This window comes from Pseudomonas palmensis, from assembly GCF_017848315.1.
GTDB lineage: Bacteria > Pseudomonadota > Gammaproteobacteria > Pseudomonadales > Pseudomonadaceae > Aquipseudomonas > Aquipseudomonas palmensis.
In genome coordinates, this window is the sequence record NZ_JAFKEC010000027.1 from 14,274 (window position 1) to 37,335 (window position 23,062).

General features: G+C 64.0%; 21 protein-coding genes. 10 read left to right on the plus strand and 11 right to left on the minus strand.

The genetic code is table 11. The features are described from left to right. Positions 1-144 precede the first annotated feature (144 nt). Positions 145-2,031 (plus strand): alkaline phosphatase D family protein, encoded by a 1,887-nt coding sequence (locus JZZ72_RS15485; RefSeq protein ID WP_210014678.1) that lies wholly within the window; start codon positions 145-147, stop codon positions 2,029-2,031. A 40-nt stretch (positions 2,032-2,071) separates the two neighbouring features. Here JZZ72_RS15485 and rssC read toward each other — a convergent pair whose 3' ends face one another. Both rssC and rssB read right to left on the minus strand, forming a co-directional pair. Beyond that, positions 2,072-2,554 carry an anti-sigma factor antagonist RssC gene (gene rssC / locus JZZ72_RS15490; RefSeq protein WP_043864541.1) on the minus strand — a complete coding sequence of 161 codons (483 nt, stop codon included), beginning with the start codon at positions 2,552-2,554 and terminating at the stop codon, positions 2,072-2,074. Next, entirely contained in the window at positions 2,551-3,735 is a 1,185-nt protein-coding gene (gene rssB, locus JZZ72_RS15495; protein WP_043864542.1) for a two-component system response regulator RssB, read from the minus strand. Before rssB ends, rssC begins: the two co-directional genes overlap by 4 nt. A 270-nt stretch (positions 3,736-4,005) precedes the next feature. On the opposite strand from rssB, the gene JZZ72_RS15500 reads away from it, so the two are divergent. After that, positions 4,006-4,305 carry a PilZ domain-containing protein gene (locus tag JZZ72_RS15500; RefSeq protein ID WP_043864543.1) on the plus strand — a complete coding sequence of 100 codons (300 nt, stop codon included), beginning with the start codon at positions 4,006-4,008 and terminating at the stop codon, positions 4,303-4,305. A gap of 50 nt (positions 4,306-4,355) precedes the next feature. On the opposite strand, the gene JZZ72_RS15505 is transcribed toward JZZ72_RS15500, so the two are convergent. Next, complete coding sequence (locus tag JZZ72_RS15505) at positions 4,356-5,060, minus strand: MlaA family lipoprotein (protein ID WP_043864544.1); 705 nt, start codon at positions 5,058-5,060, stop codon at positions 4,356-4,358. Between the two features lie 206 nt (positions 5,061-5,266). On the opposite strand from JZZ72_RS15505, the gene JZZ72_RS15510 reads away from it, so the two are divergent. Beyond that, entirely contained in the window at positions 5,267-5,854 is a 588-nt protein-coding gene (locus JZZ72_RS15510; protein WP_054916180.1) for a hypothetical protein, read from the plus strand. Between the two features lie 124 nt (positions 5,855-5,978). Continuing rightward, positions 5,979-6,242, plus strand: coding sequence for a DUF4404 family protein (locus JZZ72_RS15515; protein WP_043864546.1), 264 nt, complete (start codon positions 5,979-5,981; stop codon positions 6,240-6,242). A 49-nt stretch (positions 6,243-6,291) separates the two neighbouring features. On the opposite strand, the gene queF is transcribed toward JZZ72_RS15515, so the two are convergent. Beyond that, positions 6,292-7,122, minus strand: a complete 831-nt coding sequence (queF, locus tag JZZ72_RS15520; protein WP_100633167.1) for an NADPH-dependent 7-cyano-7-deazaguanine reductase QueF — start codon at positions 7,120-7,122, stop codon at positions 6,292-6,294. A gap of 57 nt (positions 7,123-7,179) precedes the next feature. Continuing rightward, positions 7,180-7,701, minus strand: coding sequence for a cupredoxin domain-containing protein (locus JZZ72_RS15525; protein ID WP_043864548.1), 522 nt, complete (start codon positions 7,699-7,701; stop codon positions 7,180-7,182). Positions 7,702-7,853: 152 nt separating this feature from the next. Here JZZ72_RS15525 and JZZ72_RS15530 point away from each other — a divergent pair, with 152 nt between their 5' ends. Beyond that, on the plus strand, positions 7,854-8,534 hold the full coding sequence (locus JZZ72_RS15530) for a heavy metal response regulator transcription factor (RefSeq protein WP_043864549.1): 681 nt from the start codon (positions 7,854-7,856) through the stop codon (positions 8,532-8,534). Next, complete coding sequence (locus JZZ72_RS15535) at positions 8,531-9,889, plus strand: heavy metal sensor histidine kinase (protein WP_078479607.1); 1,359 nt, start codon at positions 8,531-8,533, stop codon at positions 9,887-9,889. Before JZZ72_RS15530 ends, JZZ72_RS15535 begins: the two co-directional genes overlap by 4 nt. A 102-nt stretch (positions 9,890-9,991) precedes the next feature. Here JZZ72_RS15535 and JZZ72_RS15540 read toward each other — a convergent pair whose 3' ends face one another. From JZZ72_RS15540 to JZZ72_RS15550, 3 genes are all read right to left on the minus strand, one after another. Further along, positions 9,992-11,236: a lipoprotein-releasing ABC transporter permease subunit gene (locus tag JZZ72_RS15540; RefSeq protein ID WP_210014679.1), complete on the minus strand. Its 1,245-nt coding sequence runs from the start codon at positions 11,234-11,236 to the stop codon at positions 9,992-9,994. 72 nt (positions 11,237-11,308) lie between these two features. Continuing rightward, positions 11,309-11,992 carry a lipoprotein-releasing ABC transporter ATP-binding protein LolD gene (gene lolD, locus JZZ72_RS15545; protein ID WP_173925058.1) on the minus strand — a complete coding sequence of 228 codons (684 nt, stop codon included), beginning with the start codon at positions 11,990-11,992 and terminating at the stop codon, positions 11,309-11,311. A 7-nt stretch (positions 11,993-11,999) separates the two neighbouring features. Beyond that, positions 12,000-13,250, minus strand: coding sequence for a lipoprotein-releasing ABC transporter permease subunit (locus JZZ72_RS15550; RefSeq protein ID WP_054916186.1), 1,251 nt, complete (start codon positions 13,248-13,250; stop codon positions 12,000-12,002). Positions 13,251-13,344: 94 nt separating this feature from the next. Between JZZ72_RS15550 and JZZ72_RS15555 the strand changes: the two genes are divergently transcribed. Then, on the plus strand, positions 13,345-13,932 hold the full coding sequence (locus tag JZZ72_RS15555; RefSeq protein WP_043864553.1) for a PilZ domain-containing protein: 588 nt from the start codon (positions 13,345-13,347) through the stop codon (positions 13,930-13,932). Positions 13,933-13,959: 27 nt separating this feature from the next. Next, positions 13,960-14,682 carry a glycerophosphodiester phosphodiesterase gene (locus JZZ72_RS15560; RefSeq protein WP_043864554.1) on the plus strand — a complete coding sequence of 241 codons (723 nt, stop codon included), beginning with the start codon at positions 13,960-13,962 and terminating at the stop codon, positions 14,680-14,682. Positions 14,683-14,724: 42 nt separating this feature from the next. Here the strand turns inward: JZZ72_RS15560 and sthA are convergent, their stop codons facing one another. The 3 genes from sthA to JZZ72_RS15575 all read right to left on the minus strand — a co-directional run bounded on the left by sthA (position 14,725) and on the right by JZZ72_RS15575 (position 18,848). Then, a complete protein-coding gene (gene sthA / locus JZZ72_RS15565; protein WP_043864555.1) occupies positions 14,725-16,119 on the minus strand; it encodes a Si-specific NAD(P)(+) transhydrogenase in 1,395 nt (464 codons plus the stop codon). Between the two features lie 187 nt (positions 16,120-16,306). After that, positions 16,307-17,218 (minus strand): FAD:protein FMN transferase, encoded by a 912-nt coding sequence (locus tag JZZ72_RS15570; protein ID WP_100633411.1) that lies wholly within the window; start codon positions 17,216-17,218, stop codon positions 16,307-16,309. 166 nt (positions 17,219-17,384) lie between these two features. Continuing rightward, complete coding sequence (locus tag JZZ72_RS15575; RefSeq protein ID WP_043864557.1) at positions 17,385-18,848, minus strand: glyceraldehyde-3-phosphate dehydrogenase; 1,464 nt, start codon at positions 18,846-18,848, stop codon at positions 17,385-17,387. A 180-nt stretch (positions 18,849-19,028) separates the two neighbouring features. On the opposite strand from JZZ72_RS15575, the gene mfd reads away from it, so the two are divergent. Further along, on the plus strand, positions 19,029-22,478 hold the full coding sequence (mfd, locus tag JZZ72_RS15580; protein WP_043864558.1) for a transcription-repair coupling factor: 3,450 nt from the start codon (positions 19,029-19,031) through the stop codon (positions 22,476-22,478). A 10-nt stretch (positions 22,479-22,488) separates the two neighbouring features. Beyond that, complete coding sequence (locus JZZ72_RS15585) at positions 22,489-23,061, plus strand: CsiV family protein (protein WP_043864559.1); 573 nt, start codon at positions 22,489-22,491, stop codon at positions 23,059-23,061. Position 23,062 lies beyond the last annotated feature (1 nt).

Below are 23,062 nucleotides of genomic sequence, written 5' to 3' on the forward strand. Positions count from 1 at the left end.
AGGCGGAGCATTAGCGGTTTTGCACGCTGGATCTTGCAGACCTCTTCGCCGGCAACGCCGACTCCTACAGGGCTGCACGATACTGTAGGAGCCGGCATTGCCGGCGAAGCGCCGAAGGCGCACCCATCCATCTTCGAGTAATCAATGCCCGAAAACACCCCGCTGCCCCTGGTACTGGCCGGCCCGTTGCTGCGCCGCCTGGAGCCTGCGCGCATGGTCCTGTGGCTGGTCGGCTCACAGCCGTTGCAGCCCGAACTGCACCTGCAACACTCCACCGAATACACCCTGAGCTGTCAGGTCATCCCCATCGGCCAGCACGCCTTCGTGCACCTGCTCGATATCCAGCTGCACACCCCACTGCCCACCGACGTGCAGATCGACTACGACGTGCTGATCGGCGGCCAGGGCATCGCCACCTGGGCCCCACACCTGCTGTATGAAGGCGCCCGCCTGCCCAACTTCGTGATACGCGAGCGCCTCGACCAGTTGTTGCATGGCTCGTGCCGCAAGCCGCACCACCCCGCCGCCGATGGCCTGTTGTGCGCCGACCGCCTGCTGGCCGCGCCCCACGCACCCGCCGAGCGCCCGGCGCTGCTGATGATGAGCGGCGACCAGGTGTACGCCGACGATGTCGCCGGCCCCATGCTGCGGGCCATCCACGGGCTGATCGAACGGCTGAGCCTGTACCACGAGCACCTGGAAGGCGCCGTGGTGGAGAACAGCGCCGAGCTGTACCGCCACCCGGCCAGCTACTATCACCGTGCTGACCTGCTGCCAGCCCTGGAGAGCAACGAAACCCTGCGCGAGCGCTTTTTCGGCGGCACGCGCAAACCCATCTTCACCAGCAGCAACGCCGACAACCACCTGGTAACCCTGGCCGAGATCATGGCCATGTACCTGCTGGTCTGGTCGCCTGTGCCCTGGACCTTGGTCGACACCCCCATGCCATCAGGCCTGACCACCCAGCGCCAGGCCCGCTACCAGCGCGAACAGCACTGCCTGAAGGGCTTCGTCGAAGGGCTGGATGGCGTGGCGCGGGTACTGGCGCACCTGCCCAGCCTGATGATCTTCGATGACCACGACATCACCGACGACTGGAACCTCTCGGCCCAATGGGAAGAAACCGCCTACGGGCACGCCTTCTCGCGGCGCATCATCGGCAACGCGCTGATCGGCTACATGCTCTGCCAGGGCTGGGGCAACAACCCGGACGTGTTTGGCGAGCTGCTGCAAAGCTGCCAGGCCCTGAGCCACAGCGCCGATGACGACGGCTATTTCGACCGCGCTGCACAAGATGGCCTGATCAAACAGCTGCTGCGCTTTCAGGAATGGCACTTCGTGCTGCCCACCCAGCCTGCGCTGCTGGTACTCGATACCCGCACACGTCGCTGGCGCAGCGAGAGCAAGCTGCAAAAGCCCTCCGGGCTGCTGGACTGGGAAGCGCTGTGCGAACTACAGCAGGCCTTGCTGGACCACCCCTCGGCCATCATCGTCTCCCCCGCCCCGCTGTTTGGCGTGAAGCTGATCGAAACCATCCAGCGTGTGTTCAGCTGGTGCGGCTATCCGCTGCTGGTGGACGCCGAGAACTGGATGGCGCACCGGGGAGCGGCGCAGGTGATCCTGAATATCTTCCGTCACTCGCGCACGCCAGGGCATTACGTGATCCTCTCGGGCGACGTGCACTATTCCTTCGTTTACGAGGTAATGATTCGTCACAAACGCGGCGCCCCGCACCTGTGGCAGATCACCAGCAGCGGCATCAAGAACGAATTCCCGCGCCGGCTGCTCGATGTGTTCGACCGACTCAATCGCTGGCTCTACGCCCCACGATCACCGTTGAACTGGTTCACCAAGCGCCGCCTGATGCAGGTGGTGCCGCGTACACCCGCGCACAGCAAGGCCGGCGAGCGCCTGTGGAACAGCGCCGGGCTGGGCCAGGTGTTCTTCAACGCGCAGGGGCAGCCCGAGCGCATCTTCCAGCTCAACGCCAACGGCGCGCCGCCCACGGAGTTTCCCCGCGAGGCTGAATGAAAAGGTGAGTTCGGCGCCCGCTACAGGGCGCCAGGATCGATCAGGTCCGCTCCAGGGCGTTGACCAGGTCGTGGAAGGCTTCGCGGTTGGAGTCGTTCAGGCCCATGAGGATCTTGTGCGCTTCCAACACCTTGGCGCGCACTACCTCTTCGTTCTGGTCCTGGGACGGCAGATCGGTCAGGCACTCAGGGCACGGGATTGGACGATCGACGATGTTGAACACCTGATCGAAGCCCATCGACTGCAGAAGCCGGGTGATATCGGCATGGGTAGTCACCACCGTGGGCAGCAGGCCGACCTTCTGCCGCGACAGGATCGACAACTTGGCCAGCAGGCCCAGAGTGGTGCTGTCGATACTGTTGGTTTCGGTAAGATCGATGACGATCGCCGAGAAATTCAGCGCCGTGAAGATCTTTTCAATCGTTGCATCCAGCGCCGAACACAGGGTCAGACGCACTTCACCGACGAACTTCAGAACAAAGGTGCCATTCTGCTCGGCAAACTGGATTCTTCCAGTACTCATTGAAGGTTCCTGCTCAACACCATTAGGGCGATATCATCCGGCATCTCCCCAAGCGTAGCCAATTCGAATCGTTGGCGCAGCCCATCCAGGCTGCCACCTGCTGCCTTGATGATTTCAGGCAAGGCAGCCTCCTTATCTTTGAGTGTGTCGCCAGGCAAAAGGTCCAGAATGCCATCAGACAGCAATGTGAGGCTGAACTGCGGCGGCAACTCCAGAACGTGATCCTGGTAGGTGGCCTCGTCGAACAGCCCCACCGGCAGGCCGCGCCCTTCGAGGTACCGGGTGTCGTCCGGGGTGTACAGCACCGGCAACGGCAGATGGCCGCCGATGCTGTAGGTCATCAGGCCGGTGTGCTCGTCGATCACGCCGCCCACCATGGTCACGTGCTTGCCCAACCTGCAATTGATCAGGCCGCGGTTGATATGCCCGAGCACCTCGGACGGCTTGAACTCGGGCAAGGTGCCGGCGCGCTTGAATTCGAACAGCAGGCGCGTGGTCATGAACTTGAGCAGCACAGTCACGAACGCCGAGGAGGCACCATGGCCGGACACGTCGGCCAGGTAGAACGCCACGCGTCGCTCGTCGACACGAAAGTAATCGGTGAAATCGCCAGACAGGTACAGAGACGGAATGATCTGGTGTTCGAAACGCAGGTCTCCGGCCTTCCACGGGTTCTCCGGCAGCATGTTCATCTGCACCTGGCGCCCGGCAGTCTGGTCTTCCTGCAGCAGGTGCAGGCTGGCCTCCAGCTCACGGTTGGCGGTTTCGAGCTTGTCGCGGTAACGCTGGTTTTCCAGTACCAGATGCGCCCGATCCAACGCCCGGCGAACCGAGTGCTCCAGCACTGCCAGGTCTTCCAGGGGCTTGATCAGGTAGTCGGCAGCACCCAGGCGCAACGCTTCGACGGCATCGTTCATCACGCCCGCGCCCGACACCACGATCACCGGCAGGTCGGGGGCACGCTCGGTAACCTGGCGAATCAGCTCCAGGCCGCCCATTTGCGGCATGCGCAGATCGCAGATCACCAGATCAGGCTGTTCCTGCTCGAAGACCTGGAGACCCTGCTGGCCGTTGCTTGCCTGCAGGACGCTGAAGCCGCTGTCTTCCAGGTAGGCGGCGAGGCTCGCACGCACTACATCGTCATCATCGATTATCAGCAGCGTTGCACTGTTTTTCTGCATGTGGGCAAACGGCGCCAGAAATAGGTTGGGGTAGGCGGCCAGGCAAAACGAGGCCCGCTTACTGGATTCACTTCTAGCCACTCTTGCATTTCAGGTGTAGGACAAAAGGCCTGCCCGGCAAATGTCAGAGGTGCCCTGTAAGGCGCAGACGGTACTCCCATCCGCCGGGGGTTTCAAGCATGCACCGATGGTCGCCTGTGCTCTTTACAGCACAAATCACCGGGAGTTATAAAAACCCCTTCTATCGCAACCCAATGGAAGGATGCAGGCATGAGCCAGAACCACGCCGACTATAGCGAGAAGCGTGATTTCATCAGGATGCGGGTAGATACCGACGTTACCCTGATACATGCCGAACAAGTGATTGCGGCGGTGTGCCTGGACCTCTCGAGCAGCGGCATGCAGGTACAGGCAGCGAAAACCTTTCAGGTTGGAGACAACCTCAGCGTCAGCATCGATTCGGACCACCCTTCACTCAAGGGCCTGCACGCCACAACGCAAGTGGTGTGGATTGCCGATCAGCCCCAGGGCCAGCAGAAGCTGGGCCTCAAGATCCTTGCGATGAGCTGAACAGCAGGCATGAAAAAGGCGGCCATGGCCGCCTTTTTCATGCATCACGATCAGAAATCGTCTTTTACATCCCCGTCCTTGACCTTGAACTCGCGGTTCTGCAGGTAGGCGTTGCGGATGAAGCTGTACTTGTCGCCACGGATCATCTTCTCGGCCGACAGCAGGCTGGCACGGGTGTCCACCACGTCCACCGCGATTGCGGTATTGCGGGTGGGCACATGGTCCATGTAGCGGTAGGGTTCGGTGTAGGTGTCCGGGTACTTGGCGATCGCATCGCGCACGGTGCTCGGCCCAAGCAGCGGCAGCATCACGTACGGGCCACTGCCTACACCCCAGTAGCCGAGGGTCTGGCCGAAGTCCTCGTCGCTGCGCTGCAGGCCCATCTTGGTACCCACATCGAAGAAGCCGGCCAGGCCGAAGGTGGTGTTGACGATCAACCGCGCGGTATCCACGCCGGCTGCGTGGGGCTTGAGCTGCAACACGTTGTTGGCAAGGTTGGTCACGTCACCGAGGTTGCGGAACATGTTGTGGATGCCGTCCTCGAGAAACTGCGGCGTCACCCACTGGTAGCCCTGGGCCAGCGGCTTGAGCGCGTAGGTATCGATCGTGTCGTTGAACCGGAAGATCGGCCGGTTGATGCTCTCCCACGGGTCTTCCTCGGTCGCCGCCTGGGCCAGTACCGGCGCCAGCAGCAGGCTCGCGCAGACACAGGCACGGGTCATACGATCGATCACGCCAGCACCGATCCCACGCATAAAATTTCTCCTAGGCAAACATTGCACTGCGCCGGCATCAGGCCGTCGACAGCCAAAAGGAAACAAGTATAAAGCCTCTCTGGCAGATTAGGCAGCTTCCTCCAACCTGCGTCGATATTTTGTGAAAGCCGCCTGAAGGTCATCAAAGCGTCACGCCACGGTCACACCCCGACGTTAGCCTTGCTGGTTATTTCAGGGACGTTGCCATGCCCCATTCCCCCGCCTTCACCGCCGTGCTGTTCGGCCTGCGCGGCTGCCTGGTCGACTTCGGCGCACGATGCCAGGCGCCCGGCAACGCACCGGCCAGGCCTACACCAGGCGCCCTGCCCGCCCTGCACTGGCTGCGGGAACACGGCGTGCCCTGTGCCTGGCTCGACGAACTGCCGGCTGCCCTGGGCCAGCACCTGAGCCAGGCGCTGCCCGCCTGGGTGCGCCGACCGGATACCACCGGCCACGCGCCCTGGCCCGCGCCGGATGCCTGCTGGCACGCCCTGATGCAGCTCAAGGCCGACCGGCTCGATGGCTGCGTGCTGGTCAGCGGCGAGCCGCGCCTGCTGCAGGCCGGGCTCAACGCCGGGCTGTGGACCGTGGGCCTGGCCTCGTGCGGCTCGCTGTGCGGGCTGGACGAGGCTACCTGGCAGGCACTGGAGGAACGCGAGCGCGAACTCAAGCGAGGCAAGGCTACCGTTCACCTGTTCGGGCTGGGGGTGCATTCGGTGATCGACCAGCTGGAACAACTGGCCGATTGCCTGGCCGATATCGGCCTGCGCCGCCTCAAGGGCGAAAAACCCTGATACAGGCACATTGATCAGGGTCATGCAAAGCGGCGCCGGGTGGATTAACCTGAACAGCGAGGCACGGACCTTTCGCCCGCGCGCGGGGTCCATGTCTGAGCCTATTCATAGAGGGAGAACACCCATGCCTGCCCGCGAACTTCAAGCGCAACTCGACGCCCTGCGCGAGCAACTGGAGCAAAACCCACCGCTCTCGGAACAGGAGCGTGTCGAGCTGCACGAACTGATGGCGCAGATCCAAGCAAAAATCGAACTGGAGGCCGTAACCCCGGACAACAACCTGGTCGACGGCGTCAACCTCGCCGTCGAACGTTTCGAAGTCGAGCACCCGGGCCTGACCGCCACCCTGCGCAACATCGTTCAGAGCCTGCAAAGCATGGGCATCTGAACCCCGCGGCAAAAACGAAAGCCCCGTCACACTGGACGGGGCTTTTTCGTTACTGGCGAACCAGGCGCAGGTTCTTCAGGGTGACCGGTCCGGTGCTGCGGTACGGGTTGATGTCCAGCCCGCCCCGGCGCACGTAGCGCGCATACACCGTGAGGGTCTCAGGGTTGAGCAGGCGCTTGAGGTCCAGGTAGATACGTTCCACGCATTGCTCGTGGAAGTCGGCATGCTGACGGAAGCTGATCAGGTAGGTCAGCAGGCTGGCATGGTCCAGCGCCGCGCCACGGTAATGGACGGTCACGCTGCCCCAGTCCGGCTGCCCGGTCACCGGGCAGTTGGATTTGAGCAGATGGCTGTGCAGGGTCTCTTCCACCACACGCTCGGCATCGCAGCGCAGCAGCTCCGGTTGCGGCTGCTCGTAGTTGCTGATGCTGACCTCCAGGTCATCGATGCAGGTGCCCGGCAGCGCCATCACACCCTCGCGCTGAACCTCGGCCAGGCTGCGGATACGCACCCCTACCGGCTTGCCGGCTGCCGCAGACAGGTCCTTGACCAGACAGGCCTGCACCGCCTGCGCCGAGGCGAACTCGGTCTGGTTCAGCGAGTTCAGGTACAGCTTGAACGACTTGGACTCGATGATGGCCGGCGAATCGGCCGGGATGGCGAACTCGCCGATGGCCACCACCGGCTTGCCCGAAGGCAGCAGCCAGGACAGCTCGAAGCAGTTCCAGTAATCCACACCCGACCACGGCAACGTTTGCGCGGTGACCCCAAGCTCGGCCCATTTGGCTGCACGCGGGATGGCGAACAGCAGCGACGGCGTGTAGGTGCTGATGTATTCACTGGACTTGCCCAGTGGCGAATGTTCGGCGGCGGGATGCATGGCTCAAACCTGAAGGACGAAATTGGTCTAGTTTATCGGGTTTGCGCGCTGCATTGGTCATTTGGCGATAGTCAGCTTGCCCACCATGCCGGCCTGGTAATGCCCCGGCACGTTGCAGGCGAACTCGATCGGCGTGCTCTGGCTGAAGGTCCAGGTCAGTTCGGCGCGCTTGCCCGGCGCCACCATCACCATGTTCGGGTCGTCATGCTGCATGCCGCCGCTACCCATCGCACCATGATCATCACCGCCATGATTCATGCCGCCATGTCCCATTGCCGAATGATCCATCTGCCCCTGCATGGCGAGCATCTCCTGCTGGTGCCGGGCGTGCATGGCCGCATCCCCCAGGTTGAACTCGTGGGGCACCTGGCCGTTGTTCACCAGCACGAAACGCACCGTTTCGCCGGCCTTGACCTGCAGCGCGCGCGGCTCGAAGTACATGTCGCCCATCACGACCTCCACCGTGCGCGTGGCCTGCGCCGCCGCAGCCGGCTTGCCGAAGGCGTACTCGTGCCCGGGTGCCGCCAGCAGCGGCAGGCTCCACAGCGCCAGGGCGCTCGCGATCATCAAGCGTTTCATCGTGCATCCTCTATCATGTGCAAGCTCATGCCCCGCACTGTAGAAAACTGCCGCTGGCAACCACCTGACGAAAACATTACAACTTTGTCAGCTTTGCCCCGCGCACCCTGCCACAGGGTATAAACCCAGCCCCCAACGCTGCCGAGAAGCCCATGAAACTGTTGATCGTCGAAGACCAGCCCAAGACCGGCCTCTACCTGCGCCAGGGCCTCAACGAAGCCGGCTTCAGCACCGAACTGGCCACCGACGGCGATACCGGTCAGCACCTGGCCCTGAGCGGCGACTACGACCTGCTGATTCTCGACGTGATGCTCCCTGGGCGTGACGGCTGGCAGATTCTGCAAGCCGTGCGCGAGGCCGGCTTCGACACCCCGGTGCTGTTCCTCACGGCCCGCGATGCGGTAGAAGACCGCGTGCATGGCCTGGAACTGGGCGCCGACGACTACCTGATCAAACCCTTTGCGTTCTCCGAACTGCTGGCGCGGGTCCGCACCCTGCTGCGCCGCGGCGCCAGCCCGCCCCAGGAAACCACCCTGAACCTGGCCGACCTGCGCCTGGACCTGATTCGCCGCCGGGTGGAGCGTGCCGGGGCACGCATCGACCTCACCGCCAAGGAGTTCGCCCTGCTCGAACTGCTGCTGCGCCGCCAGGGCGAGGTGCTGCCCAAATCGCTGATCGCCTCGCAGGTGTGGGACATGAACTTCGACAGCGACACCAACGTGATCGAAGTGGCGATCCGGCGCCTGCGCCTGAAGGTCGACGATGGCCACGACAACAAGCTGATCCACACCGTGCGCGGCATGGGCTACGTGCTCGAGGAGCGCCCGGCGTGATGCGCAGATTGTCCCTGGGCGCACGCCTGGCGCTGTTGTTCGCCGCCTGCACGGCGGCGGTGTCACTGACGGCGGGGCTCCTGTTCAGCCGGGCCAGCGAGGCGCACTTCATCGAGCTCGATCAGCAGTTGCTCGACAGTCGCCTGTCGGTACTGCGCCAGGCGCTCGTTGGCGTGCACGACCGCCCGAGCCTGGCAGCGCGGCTACCGCTGCTGCGCGGCGAGCTGAGCCACCAGGCCGACCTTGCACTGCGCATTCGTGGCAGCGACGGGGCGCAGTGGTTTGCCAGCCGCCCCGGCCTGCCTGACGCACCCGACACACCGGGCCTGAGCACCCTGCGCAGCGAGGGCATGGATTTTCGCAGCCTGTGCGTGGTGCTTGAAGGCGGCAGCCGGCTCACCCTGTTTCTGGATATCACCCACCACCAGCACTTTCTGCAACGCATGCAGCGCCTGATCTGGCTGACGATGGGCCTTTCGGCGCTGGCCACCGCGCTGCTCGGTGCCTGGGCCGTGCGCCGTGGCTTGCGTCCGCTGCGCCGGATGGGCGAGGTGGCAGCCGGCGTTTCGGCACGCTCGCTGACCACACGCCTGCCCCAGGCCCAGATGCCGCCAGAGCTGGCGCAACTGGCCGGCACCATGAATGCCATGCTCGAACGTCTGGACGATGCCTTCCAGCGCCTGTCGGCCTTCTCGGCCGACATTGCCCACGAGCTGCGCACGCCGCTGTCCAACCTGCTGACCCACACCCAGGTCACCCTCACCCGCCCGCGCAGCCTGGAGGAGTATCGCGAGGCATTGCACGGCAACCTCGAGGAACTGCAATGGATGGCGCAACTGGTCAACGACATGCTGTACCTGGCCAAGGCCGACCACGGCCTGCTGATGCCCAATCGCGAGCCCCTGGCGCTGGACCAGGAGGCCGATGCCTTGATCGAGTACTACGCGCCATTGGCCGAGGATGCACAGATCAGCCTGAGCCGCGAAGGGCTGGCCGAGCTGACGGGAGACCGCAACATGCTGCGACGGGCCCTGTCCAACCTGCTGGACAACGCGCTGCGCTTTACCCCGGCACAGGGCGAGATACGGGTCGAGATTGCGCAGGGTGATGGCAGGGTTCGCCTGGTGGTGGCCAATCGCGGGGCGCCGATCGATGCAGCGCTATTGCCGCGGCTGTTCGACCGGTTCTACCGGGCCGACCCGGCACGCCGGGAAGGCAGCAGCGAACATGCGGGGCTGGGGCTGGCGATCACCCGTTCGATCGTGCAGGCGCACGGTGGGGTGATCAGTGCCGAATCGGCGCAGGGGTGGACGCGGTTCCTGATCGACTTGCCGGAACACAACGCAGCCCTGTAGGAGCCGGCGTTGCCGGCGAATCGGCGCATGCGGCATGCCTGAACATGGCCAGGCAGTGTGTCCGCTTCGCCGGCAACGCCGGCTCCTACAAGAGCGGTGGCATCACTCGTACCGCAAGGCGTACGCCGGCTCGACCTGCGAAGCACGCCACGCCGGATACAGGGTGGCCAGAAAGCTCATCACCAACCCCGCCGTGCAGATCAGCGCCACATCGCCCCATTGCAGTTCCGATGGCAGCGTACTGATGAAGTACACGTCCGAGGTAAAGATATGCTGCCCGCTGACCCGCTCCAGCCAGCCGACGATCTGGCTCACATTGAGCGCCGCGATCACACCGAGCACACCACCGATCAAGGTGCCCACCACACCGATCAGGCTGCCCTGCACCATGAACGTACCCATTATCTGCGCCGGCGTCGCGCCGATGGTACGCAGGATGGCGATGTCCGCGCCCTTGTCGTTCACCACCATGATCAGGGTGGCGATGATGTTGAACGCCGCCACCGCAATGATCATCATCAGCAGCAGGCCGATCATGGTCTTTTCCATCTTCATGGCACTGAACAGGCTGCCCTGGGTGTGGGTCCAGTCATCGGCACGGTACTGCTCGCCCAGTTCGCCCACTATCGCCCTGGACACCTGCGGCGCGGCATACAGGTCCTTGACCTTGAGCCGCACGCCCTGCACCTGGTTCGGCGCCCAGCGCTGCATGCTCGCCGCATCGGCCATGTGGATCAGGCCCATGGAGCCATCCAGCTCGGCGCCCACCTTGAACACGCCGACCACGTTGAGGCGCTGCATGCGCGGGGTGATGCCGCCGGGCGCGGTGCTCACCTCGGGCACGATCAGGGTCAGCTTGTCACCGACCCTGAGGCCAAACCGACGCGCCGTCATCTCGCCTACCACCACGCCGAACTCGCCCGGCTTTAGGTCGTCGAGCCGGCCCTGAACGATGTGGTCGGCCACGATCGAGACCTTGCCTTCCTGCGCAGGGTCGATGCCGCTGATCTGGATCGGCTGCATCGCGCCCTTGTAGGAGAGCATGCCTTCCATCTCGGTCAGCGGCGCAGCGGCCAGCACTTCGGGGTTCTTCAACGCGGCATCGGCCACCGCCTGCCAGTTGTCCAGCGGCTGGGCGCCCAGCACGGCGGCATGCGGCACGATGCCCAGGATCCGCGCACTCATTTCACGCTGGAAGCCGTTCATCACCGACAGCACCACGATCATCGCCAGCACGCCCAGGGACAGGCCGATCATCGAGGTCATCGAGATGAACGAGATGAAGTGGTTGCGGCGCTTGGCACGGGTGTAACGCGCACCGATGAAAATTGACAAGGGTCTGAACATGAACTGAAGCACCCAGGTAAAGAAAAGAGACAAGGGGCCCGCCATGCACGGCGGGCCACCTGTACTGCCAGGTCAGATCGAAACCAGACGCCCGTCTTCCAGGCGCAGCACACGGTCCATCTGCCGCGCCAGGTTGAGGTCGTGGGTCACCACCAGGAACGCGGTCTGCGAGGAGCTGCTCAGCTCCTGCATCAGGTCCTGGATGCCCTGTGCGGTGTGGTGGTCGAGGTTGCCGGTAGGCTCGTCGAGCATCACCAGCCCGGGCCGGTTGACCAGCGCCCGGGCAATCGCCACGCGCTGACGCTCGCCGCCGGACAGCTCGGATGGCTTGTGCGTCAGGCGATGGCCCAGGCCGACACGCGTGAGCAGCGCCTCGGCACGTTCGCGCGCCTCGGGGATCGGCGTGCGGCCGATCAGCAGCGGCATGCACACGTTCTCCAGCGCGGTGAACTCCGGCAGCAGGTGGTGGAACTGGTAGACGAAGCCCAGTGCGCGGTTGCGCAGCAGGCCACGTGCACGCTCGCCCAGCGCCGACAGTTCTTCACCGGCCAGCCATACGCTGCCCTGGGTCGGGGTATCGAGGCCACCCAGCAGGTTGAGCAAGGTACTCTTGCCCGACCCCGAACTGCCGACGATCGCCACGCGCTCACCCGGGTGCAGCTCCAGCTGCAGGCCCGACAACACTTGCACCGACTCCGGGCCTTCCTCGTAGGATTTGCCCAGGTTGCGGCAACTCAGCACTGCTTTATCACTCATGCCCAACTCACTCATAACGTAGCGCCTCCGCAGGCTGGGTGCGCGCCGCACGCCAGGCCGGATACAGGGTGGCGAGGAAACTCAGGACCAGCGCCGCACCGCAGACCATCCACACGTCTTCGGCCATGACCTGGGACGGCAGGTAGTCGATGAAGTACACGTCGGCGTTGAGGAACTTGTGCCCCATCAACCGCTCGAGGCCGGCAATCGCTGCACTCACGTTGAGCGCGGCGGCGATGCCGACCACGGCGCCGATCAGGGTGCCGACCACGCCGATCACGGTGCCCTGCACCATGAAGATGGCCATGATCTGACCCGGCGTGGAGCCCAGCGTGCGCAAGATGGCGATGTCGCCCTTCTTGTCATTGACCACCATCACCAGGGTGGAAATGATGTTGAACGCCGCCACCGCGACAATCAGCAGCAACAGCAGGCCGATCATGGCTTTTTCCATGCGGATGGCCTGGTACAGGTTGCCGTGGCTGCGGGTCCAGTCACGGGCGTAGAACTCGTGCTCGCCCAGCTTCTGGGCGATGTTCCAGGCTTCGCGGGGTGCCTGGAACAGGTCGTCGAACTTCAGGCGCAGGCCCTGCACCTGGTCGGCCTTCCAGCGGTGCAGGCGCGACAGGTCCGACAGGTTGGTCAGGCCCAGGTAGCCGTCGATCTCGCCGGCGCCCACGTGGAAGATGCCGACCACGGTGAAGCGCTTCATGCGCGGGAACATGCCGGCCGGGGTCACGGTAACCTCGGGGGCGACGAAGGTCAGCTTGTCGCCGATGCCCACGCCCAGCTTGGCTGCGGCCTTGTCGCCGATCATGATGCCGAAGCTGCCCGGCGCCAGCGCGTCGAGCTTACCCTCGCGCACGAAGTCGTCGATGATCGACACCTTGCGCTCTTGCGCCGGGTCAATACCGTTGAGCAGCACCTTCTGTACCTTGCCGTCATGGGTCAGCAGGCCCTGCATCTGGGTGAACGGCGCCACCGCCAGCACCGCCGGGTTCTGCTTTACTGTATCGGCAAGGGCTGGCCAGTCGCTGATCGGCTGTCCGGTCTCGAGGGTGGCATGGGGCACCATGCCCAATACGCGGGTACGCATTTCATGATCGAAGCCATTCATCACCGACAGCACCACGATCATCACCACCACGCCCAGGGCGAGGCCGATCATCGAGGTCAGCGAAATGAACGAGACGAAGTGATTGCGACGTTTGGCACGGGTGTAACGCGTACCGATAAATACGAAAAGAGGTCTGAACATGTCGGGGCTTGTTCGGAGGAAAGAGGAACGTCCTTGTGGCGGGGCTTGAATAGCAGCTTTACACTCAGACCACCGCCGCTACCATGGGTTCGCCATGTCGACATTAGATGAAGAAGATCGCCGCGAATACTACCGTATCGAGGACAGGATCGCACTGGAAATTACCCCTCTGAGCGCCGCCGAGGCCTTGGGCGGCGAGTTGTTGCAAGATGCTTCACCACTCTTCAACCTGCTCAGCGAACTGCACCTGAGCGAGTTCGAGTCCCAGCACCTGCTGCGCCAGCTCAGTGACAAGGACCGCACCCTGGCAGCTTTTCTCAAGGCCCAGAACAAACGCATCGACCTGCTCAGCGCCGTGGTTGCGCAAACCCTGCTGGGGCAGATCGGCGAGGCGCGCCCGGTGACTCTCTCCGAAGGTGGCGTCGAGGTGCACCAGGCCCAGGCCATCACCGCCGGCAGCCGCGTCTCGGTGAAGATGGTGCTGATGCCCCAGGCTCTGGGCCTGCTGCTGCGGGCCAAGGTGACCCACTGCGACAAGGCCGCTGATGGCCTGTTCGACATCGGCGCCGAATTCGTCGAGATGACCGACGCCCAACGCCAGTTGCTGGCGCGCTATATCCTGCAGAAACAGGCACTGCAACGCCGCCAGGCACTGGAACAGAACACCCCGCCTGCCTCCTGATTTTCCGTCTTGCTTGAAGGAACGAACGTGACCCTGATTTACGGCCACCGCGGCGCCAAGGGCGAAGCCCCCGAGAATACCCTGACCAGTTTCCAGCAATGCCTGAGCCACGGCGTTCGCCGTTGCGAGCTGGACCTGCACCTGTCCTCCGACAACGAGCTGATGGTCATTCATGACCCCAGCCTCAAGCGCACCACCGGCCGTGGCGGCAAGGTGGTGGAGCACAGCGCCGCCGACCTGGTGACCTACGATGCGCGCAAGGGCGGCCCGGGCTGGGTGAACCCCTGCCCGATTCCACGCCTGGAAGAGCTGTTCGAGAAATGTGATTTCGACCACTGGCAGCTGGAGGTCAAGAGTGCCTCGCGCACCCGCGCTGCCACCACGGTGCTGGCGATTCGCGAAATGGCCCAGCGCTTCGGCCTGCTGGACAAGGTCACCATCACCTCAAGCTCGCGGGAGGTGCTGGGCGCCGCCCTGGAGCTGACCCCGGACGTGTCCCGCGGGCTGGTCGCGGAATACACCTGGCTCGACCCGTTGAAGGTCGCGCAGAACTACGGTTGCGAACTGCTGGCGCTGAACTGGACGCACTGCACCCCCGAGCGCCTGGCCAAGGCCCAGCGTCAGGGGTTGCATGTGTCGGTGTGGACAGTCAACGAGCCGGCGCTGATGCTCCGACTCGCCGACTTCGGCGTAGACAGCCTGATTACAGACTTTCCCGGTTTGGCCAGCGCCACCCTCGAGAATCGCTGAAATCGGTCTCCCCGGCCGGCTCAGGCCACCGGCCGGAGCCGCTCAAAAAAGCCGGTTGAGACCGTCGTAGGCGGCAACCCGATAGGCTTCGGCCATGGTCGGGTAGTTGAAGGTGGTGTTGACGAAGTACTTCAGCGTGTTCTGCTCGCCCGGCTGGCCCATGATCGCCTGACCGATGTGCACGATCTCCGAGGCCTGGTAGCCGAAGCAGTGCACGCCGAGAATCTGCAGCGTCTCGCGGTGGAACAGGATCTTGAGCATGCCTTGCGGCTCGCCGGCGATCTGCGCCCGGGCCATGCCCTTGAAGAACGCCTTGCCCACTTCGTACGGCACCTTGGCCTGGGTCAGCTCCTGCTCGTTCTTGCCGATCGAGCTGATCTCCGGAATGGTGTAGATGCCGGTCGGCACGTCGTTGACGAAGCGCCAGCTGCCATTGTCGACGATGCTGCCGGCGGCCGAGCGGCCCTGGTCGTGGGCGGCACTGGCCAGGCTTGGCCAGCCGATCACGTCACCGGCACCATAGATGTTCGGCACGCAGGTGCGGTAGGCCTCGTCCACTTCGATCTGGCCACGGCTGTTGACCTTCACGCCGATGTTTTCCAGGCCCAGGCGGTCGGTGTTGCCGGTACGCCCGTTGCACCACAGCAAGGCGTCGGCCTTGATCTTCTTGCCCGACTTCAGGTGCAGGATCACACCGTTGTCCAGGCCTTCGACGCGCTCGTACTCTTCGTTGTGGCGCACGGTGATGTTGTTGTTGCTGAAGTGATAGCTCAGGGCCTGGGAGATTTCCGAGTCCAGGAAGCTCAGCAGCTGGCCGCGGTTGTCCACCAGTTCCACCAGCACGCCCAGGCCGCTGAAGATCGAGGCGTACTCGCAGCCGATGACGCCGGCGCCGTACACGATCAGTTTGCGCGGGGTGTGGCCCAGGCTCAGGATGGTATCGCTATCGTAGATGCGCGGGTGATGGAAATCGATATCGGCCGGGCGATACGGGCGCGAGCCGGTGGCGATGATGATGTGCTTGGCTACCAGCTTCTCGACCACACCGTTGGCGCAGACCACTTCGATGGTCTGCTCGTCGGCGAAGCTGCCGGTGCCGAAGAACACGTCAACGCGGTTGCGGGCGTAGTAGCCAGTGCGCGAGGCGACCTGCTTGGAGATGACCTTCTCGGCGCTTTTGAGCACGTCGGGGAAGGAGAACCAGCGCGGCTCACCGATGGCCCGGAACATCGGGTTGGTGTTGAACTGCATGATCTGGCGCACCGAGTGACGCAGGGCCTTGGACGGGATGGTGCCCAGATGGGTGCAGTTACCGCCGACCTGGCGACGGCTATCGACCATCGCTACCTTGCGTCCTGCTTTGGCGGCGTTCATTGCCGCCCCTTCTCCTGCCGGGCCGGAACCCAGCACCACTACGTCGTAGTTGTAGACAGCCATGCGTACTCCTTCAGAACAGGCCCGGACGCCAGATTGACCTCCGGGGCTACATCATGCCGCCATCGGCGCCATGCAAAAATTCGGGTGCAGTCTAATCAAGCTTGAACGCCGCGCACATTAACCCTTGGTCGCGTCGTAGGCTATTTTTCTCTGCACTACATGTAGGCCGCCTTGCTGGCGAAGCCTTTCATTTCCCCGCAATGCTGTTGAATGCTGGCGTGGCCCGGGAAACGAACCCACCCTCGACCCGATTCACGAACACTGCCGCAATCCGATGCTCGAGCGCGAAGCGCCAACCCTGCTCCGGGCCCAGGATCAGCAACAGGGTCGAGTACCCGTCAGCCATCAGCGCAGTGGGCGCCAGCACCGTCACCGCCGCCAACGCATGGGCCACCGGGGTGCCCAGGCGCGCATCGAAGGTATGCGAATAACGTTGGCCATTCTCCTCGAAATAATTGCGGTAGTCACCCGACGTGGACACCCCGTACCCCTCCAGCGGCAACACCTGCTGGGCTATCTGCAGATCGTCGCGCGGCAGTTCGAGTGCAATGCGCCAGGCACTGCCATCGGGCTTGCGCCCCATTGCCTTGAGCTCACCGGTAGCCTCCACCAGAAAGCTTTCGACCCCCAGGGCTTGCATACGTGCCACGATCAGGTCGACCGCATGCCCGGCGGCGATGCTGTTGAAGTCGACCTCGACGCCAGCGTCCTTGCACAGTTGCTGGCCTTCGATACGCAAGTGGGTATACCCCACCCGCTCGCGCACCTGCGCCAGCCGCCGGGCATCGGGCACCTTCTCTTCACGCGCCTGGGGCCCGAAGCCCCACAGGTCGAGCAGCGGCTCCACCGTGAGATCGAAGGCACCGTCACTCTGGCGCGAGAGCTGCTCACCTACCCGCACAAGCTGCAGCACGTCGGCCGGCATCGCCTGGCAGCGGTTGGCGGGCAACTGGTTGAACTGCCCCACCAGTGAATCGCTGCGGTAGGTGGAGAAGCGCTGGTCGATGCCCTGCAGGATCGCCTCGACCTCCTGCTGCACCTGCCCAGGCGTCGGGCCGCCGGCCTTGCGCACGTACTGCACGGTGTAGCTGCTGCCCATGGTCGGGCCACTGATGCGCTCGATCGAATCCCTGTGCTCGCAACCGACCAGCAATGCCACCAGGGCAGGCAGCGCAGCCCATCCCTTTTTCACACGACGCCTCCTTTTCTGAAGCCAAAAAAAACGGGAACCCGCAGGCTCCCGTTCTTTCAACGCAACGTAATGCTTAGCGTGGGAACGCTGGCGGGTTGACCCCGGCCATGTCTTCCATCACGCGCACTACCTGGCAGCTGTAACCGAACTCGTTGTCGTACCAAACGTACAGTACAACGCGGTTGTCGTTGCAGATGGTGGCCTCGGCATCGACCACACCGGCGTGACGCGAGCCGACGAAGTCGCTGGAAACCACTTCCTGCGAGCTGACGAAGTCGATCTGCTTGTGCAGGTCCGAGTGCATGGCCATCTGGCGCAGGTACTCGTTGATCTCGTCGCGGCTGGTGGCCTTTTCCAGGTTCAGGTTCAGGATCGCCATCGAGACGTTCGGCGTCGGAACGCGGATCGCGTTACCGGTCAGCTTGCCCTTGAGCACTGGCAGCGCCTTGGCGGCGGCAGTGGCGGCGCCGGTCTCGGTGATGACCATGTTCAGCGCAGCGGAACGACCACGGCGGCTGCCCTTGTGGAAGTTGTCGATCAGGTTCTGGTCGTTGGTGTACGAGTGAACGGTTTCGACGTGACCGTTGACGATGCCGAACTTGTCGTTGACTGCCTTGAGCACCGGCACGATGGCGTTGGTGGTGCAGGAAGCCGCCGAGATGATCTTGTCGTCAGGGCTGATGTCGGCGTGGTTGATACCGTGCACGATGTTCTTCAGCGCGCCCTTGCCCGGTGCGGTGAGGATAACGCGTGCGGCACCCGGGCAGGCCAGGTGCTGGCCCAGGCCGTCGGCATCGCGCCAGACGCCGGTGTTGTCGACCACCAGGGCGTTCTCGATACCGTACTGGGTATAGTCGACTTCGCTCGGGTTCTTCGCGTAGATAACCTGGATCAGGTTGCCGTTGGCGGTGATGGTGTTGTTTTCTTCGTCGATGGTGATGGTGCCATCGAACGGACCGTGCACCGAGTCACGACGCAGCAGGCTGGCACGCTTGATCAGGTCGTTCTCGGCGCCCTTGCGTACCACGATGGCACGCAGGCGCAGGCCGTCGCCACCACCGGTCTTCTCGATCAGGATACGCGCCAGCAGACGGCCGATACGACCGAAGCCGTACAGGACCACGTCGGTGCCCTTGCGTGCGGAGGCGTTCTGCTGGCCAACCACGTCGGCCATTTCTTCACGCACGAACTGCTCGGCGCTGCGGCCGTTGCCTTCTTGCTTGAACTTGTTGGCCAGCTTGCCCAGGTCGACCGAAGCGGCGCCCAGCTTGAGCTCGCTCATGGCCTTGAGCAGCGGGAATGTCTCGTGGACAGACAGTTCGGTTTCGTCGGTCTGGCGATGACGGGCAAAGCGGTGGGCTTTGAGGATCGCGATCACCGAACGGTTGATCAGGCTACGGCCATAGATCGAGCTCACCACATTGTTATTGCGGTAGAGCTGACCGATAAGCGGGATCATCGCTTCTGCAAGCGCTTCACGATCGATCCACTCACCAAGACACTGGTCGGGCTTCTGAGTCACGGGAACCTTCCACATGTAGGGACAGAAAAAAGGGGCTACATTATGACGCCCCGCGTCGCTTCGAGCAATGAGCGCCTGTCGCCGGCGCCGCACGGCATGATCCGGGCCCCACATTCAGGCGGCTGAAACCTGACAGCAATGCCCCGCGCCCGGTACAATCGGCGTTTTGTCGCAACGCTTGGAGCTCGACCTCCCGTGCCTGTTCTGCGTCTACCTCACCTGCCGGCCAGTGCCGGCAAACACACCTGGGGCAACCTGCCCGGTGCCGCCCTGAGCCTGGCCATCGCCGAGGCCGCCAGCGCCGCGAAGCGCTTCACCCTGCTGCTGACCGCCGACAGCCAGAGCGCCGACCGGCTGGAGCAGGAGCTGCGTTTCTTCGCCCCGGAACTGGCCGTGCTGCCGTTCCCCGACTGGGAAACCCTGCCCTACGACCTGTTCTCGCCGCACCAGGACATCATTTCGCAGCGGATCGCCAGCCTGTACCGGTTGCCGGAGCTGGACCACGGCATCCTCGTGGTGCCGATCACCACCGCACTGCACCGCCTGGCGCCCACGCGCTTTCTGCTGGGCAGCAGCCTGGTGCTGGACATCGGCCAGAAGCTGGATGTGGAACAGATGCGCACGCGCCTGGAGGCCAGCGGCTACCGCTGCGTCGACACCGTGTACGAGCATGGCGAGTTCGCCGTGCGCGGTGCCCTGATCGACCTGTTCCCGATGGGCAGCAAGCTGCCGTACCGCATCGACCTGTTCGATGACGAGATCGAGACCCTGCGCACCTTCGACCCGGAGAGCCAGCGCTCGATCGACAAGGTCGACTCGGTACGCCTGCTGCCGGCCCGCGAGTTCCCGCTGCAAAAAGACGAAGTCACCCGCTTCAAAGCGCGCTTTCGCGAGCGCTTCGACGTGGATTTTCGCCGCAGCCCGATCTTCCAGGACCTGAGCAGCGGTATCGTGCCGGCCGGCATCGAGTACTACCTGCCGCTGTTTTTCGAAGAAACCTCGACCCTGTTCGACTACCTGCCGGAAAACACCCAGGTGTTCTCACTGCCCGGTGTGGAACAGGCCGCCGAGCACTTCTGGAGCGATGTACGCAACCGCTATGAAGAGCGGCGCATCGACCCTAACCGCCCTCTGCTGCCGCCTGCCGAGCTGTTCATGCCGGTGGAAGACTGCTTCGCCCGGCTCAAGGGCTGGCCACGGGTGGTGGTCAGCCAGGACGACATCGACGCCGGCCCCGGCCGCGAGCGCTTTGCCGCGCAGACGCTGCCCAACCTCGCCATCGAAGCCAAGGCCAACCAGCCCCTGGCGGCGCTGTCGGGGTTTCTCGAGCAATTCCCCGGCCGCGTGCTGTTCACCGCCGAATCGGCCGGGCGCCGCGAAGTGCTGCTGGAACTGCTCGAACGCCTGAAACTGCGCCCGCAAACCGTCGATGGCTGGCACGAGTTCGTCGCCAGCAAGCAGCGCCTGGCAATCACCATCGCACCACTGGACGACGGCCTGCTGCTGGACGATCCGGCCCTGGCTCTGGTTGCCGAGAGCCCGCTGTTCGGCCAGCGCGTGATGCAGCGTCGGCGCCGCGAAAAGCGCAGCGACGTCAACAACGACGCGGTGATCAAGAACCTTACCGAGCTGCGCGAAGGCGCCCCGGTGGTGCATATCGACCATGGCGTGGGCCGCTACCTGGGCCTGGCGACACTGGAGATCGACGGCCAGGCCGCCGAGTTTCTCACCCTTGAATACGCCGAAGGCGCCAAGCTGTACGTGCCGGTGGCCAACCTGCACCTGATCGCGCGCTACACCGGCAGCGACGATGCGCTGGCACCGCTGCACCGTCTGGGCTCCGAGACCTGGCAGAAGGCCAAGCGCAAGGCAGCCGAACAAGTGCGCGACGTGGCTGCCGAGCTGCTCGACATCTATGCCCGGCGCGCCGCGCGCAAGGGCTATGCGTTTGCCGACCCGTCGGTAGACTACGCCACCTTCAGTGCCGGCTTCCCGTTCGAGGAAACCCCGGACCAGCAGTCGGCCATCGAAGCGGTACGCGAGGACATGCTCGCCGCCAAGCCGATGGACCGCCTGGTGTGCGGCGATGTCGGCTTCGGCAAGACCGAAGTGGCCATGCGTGCCGCCTTCATCGCCGTGCACGGCGGGCGCCAGGTCGCGATCCTGGTGCCCACCACCCTGCTCGCCCAGCAGCACTACAACAGCTTCCGCGACCGCTTTGCCGACTGGCCGGTAACAGTCGAAGTGATGAGCCGCTTCAAGTCGGCCAAGGAAGTCGGTGCCGCCGTGGCGGACCTTGCCGAAGGCAAGATCGACATCGTCATCGGCACCCACAAGCTGCTGCAGGACGACGTCAAGTTCAAGGACCTGGGCCTGGTCATCATCGACGAGGAACACCGGTTCGGCGTGCGCCAGAAAGAGCAGCTCAAGGCGCTGCGCAGCGAAGTCGACATCCTGACCCTGACCGCCACGCCGATCCCGCGCACGCTGAACATGGCGGTGGCGGGCATGCGCGATCTGTCGATCATCGCCACCCCGCCGGCACGCCGGCTGTCGGTGCGCACCTTCGTGATGGAGCAGAACAAGAGCACCATCAAGGAGGCGCTGCTGCGCGAACTGCTGCGTGGCGGCCAGGTGTACTACCTGCACAACGACGTGAAGAGCATCGAGAAGTGCGCCGCCGACCTCGCCGAGCTGGTACCCGAGGCGCGCATCGGTATCGGCCACGGGCAGATGCGCGAACGCGAACTCGAACAGGTGATGAGCGACTTCTACCACAAGCGCTTCAACGTGCTGATCGCCTCGACCATCATCGAAACTGGCATCGACGTGCCCAGCGCCAACACCATCATCATCGAGCGTGCCGACAAGTTCGGCCTGGCCCAGTTGCACCAGTTGCGCGGCCGCGTGGGGCGCAGCCACCACCAGGCCTATGCCTACCTGCTGACGCCCCCACGCCAGCAGATCACCCCCGACGCCGAAAAGCGCCTGGAGGCCATCGCCAATACCCAGGACCTGGGCGCAGGCTTCGTGCTGGCCACCAACGACCTGGAGATCCGCGGCGCCGGCGAACTGCTGGGCGAAGGCCAGAGCGGGCAGATCCAGGCGGTGGGCTTCACCCTCTACATGGAAATGCTCGAACGCGCCGTCAAGGCGATTCGCAAGGGCACCCAGCCCAACCTCGACCAGCCCCTGGGCGGCGGCCCGGAGATCAACCTGCGCGTACCGGCACTGATCCCCGAGGACTACCTGCCCGACGTGCATGCGCGCCTGATCCTGTACAAGCGCATCGCCTCGGCGGTGGACGAAGATGGCCTGAAGGATCTGCAGGTGGAGATGATCGACCGTTTCGGGCTGCTGCCCGAGCCGACCAAGAACCTGGTGCGCCTGACCCTGCTCAAGCTGCAGGCCGAGAAGCTGGGCATCAAGAAGGTCGACGCCGGCCCGCAAGGCGGACGGGTGGAATTCGAGGCCGAGACCCCGGTCGACCCGCTGGTGCTGATCAAGCTGATCCAGGGCCAGCCCAAGCGCTACAAGTTCGAAGGCGCGACGATGTTCAAGTTCATGGTGCCCATGGAACGCGCCGATGAACGCTTTACTACAGTGGAGGCGCTGTTCGAACGACTCGCCCCGAAACCTGCTTGAAGGATGATCCATGCGTGCAATTCGTAGCTTGACCCTGCTGCTGGCGCTGATTGCGCCGGCCGCCTTTGCCGACAGCCAGTACCAGGTCGAGATGTTCCTGCTGCGCCAGAATGCGGTGCCCGCGATCACCAGCCAGTTCGCCCCGGAAGACTGGCGCCAGGGCGCCAAGGCCCCCAGCGACTACGACGTGCGCAAGCCGGTGCTGACCGCACAGGCCGAAAAGCTGGCCGCCGACAGCAACTACACCGTGCTGCTGCACAAGGCCTGGCAGCAGCAGGTAGGCAGCGAACCGTCGCGGGTTGCCATCAGCGAGGGCCAGGAGCAGTTCGGCCACTTCCCGGTCGAAGGCAATGTCAGCCTCAGGCAGGGCCGTTTCATCGAAGTGCAGGCCAACTTCTGGGTCAACCAGCTCGATGGCAATGGCAGCGTGATCCAGAGCGAACAGCTCAGGCAGGTCAACAGCACGGTGAAGAACAACGAACTGACCTTCCTCGATGGCGGGCACCTGGCGGTCCTGTTCAAAGTGATCGCCGCCGGCACACGCACCACCTCTCCTGCTGAAGCGGAGATGATGGAACAGTAGA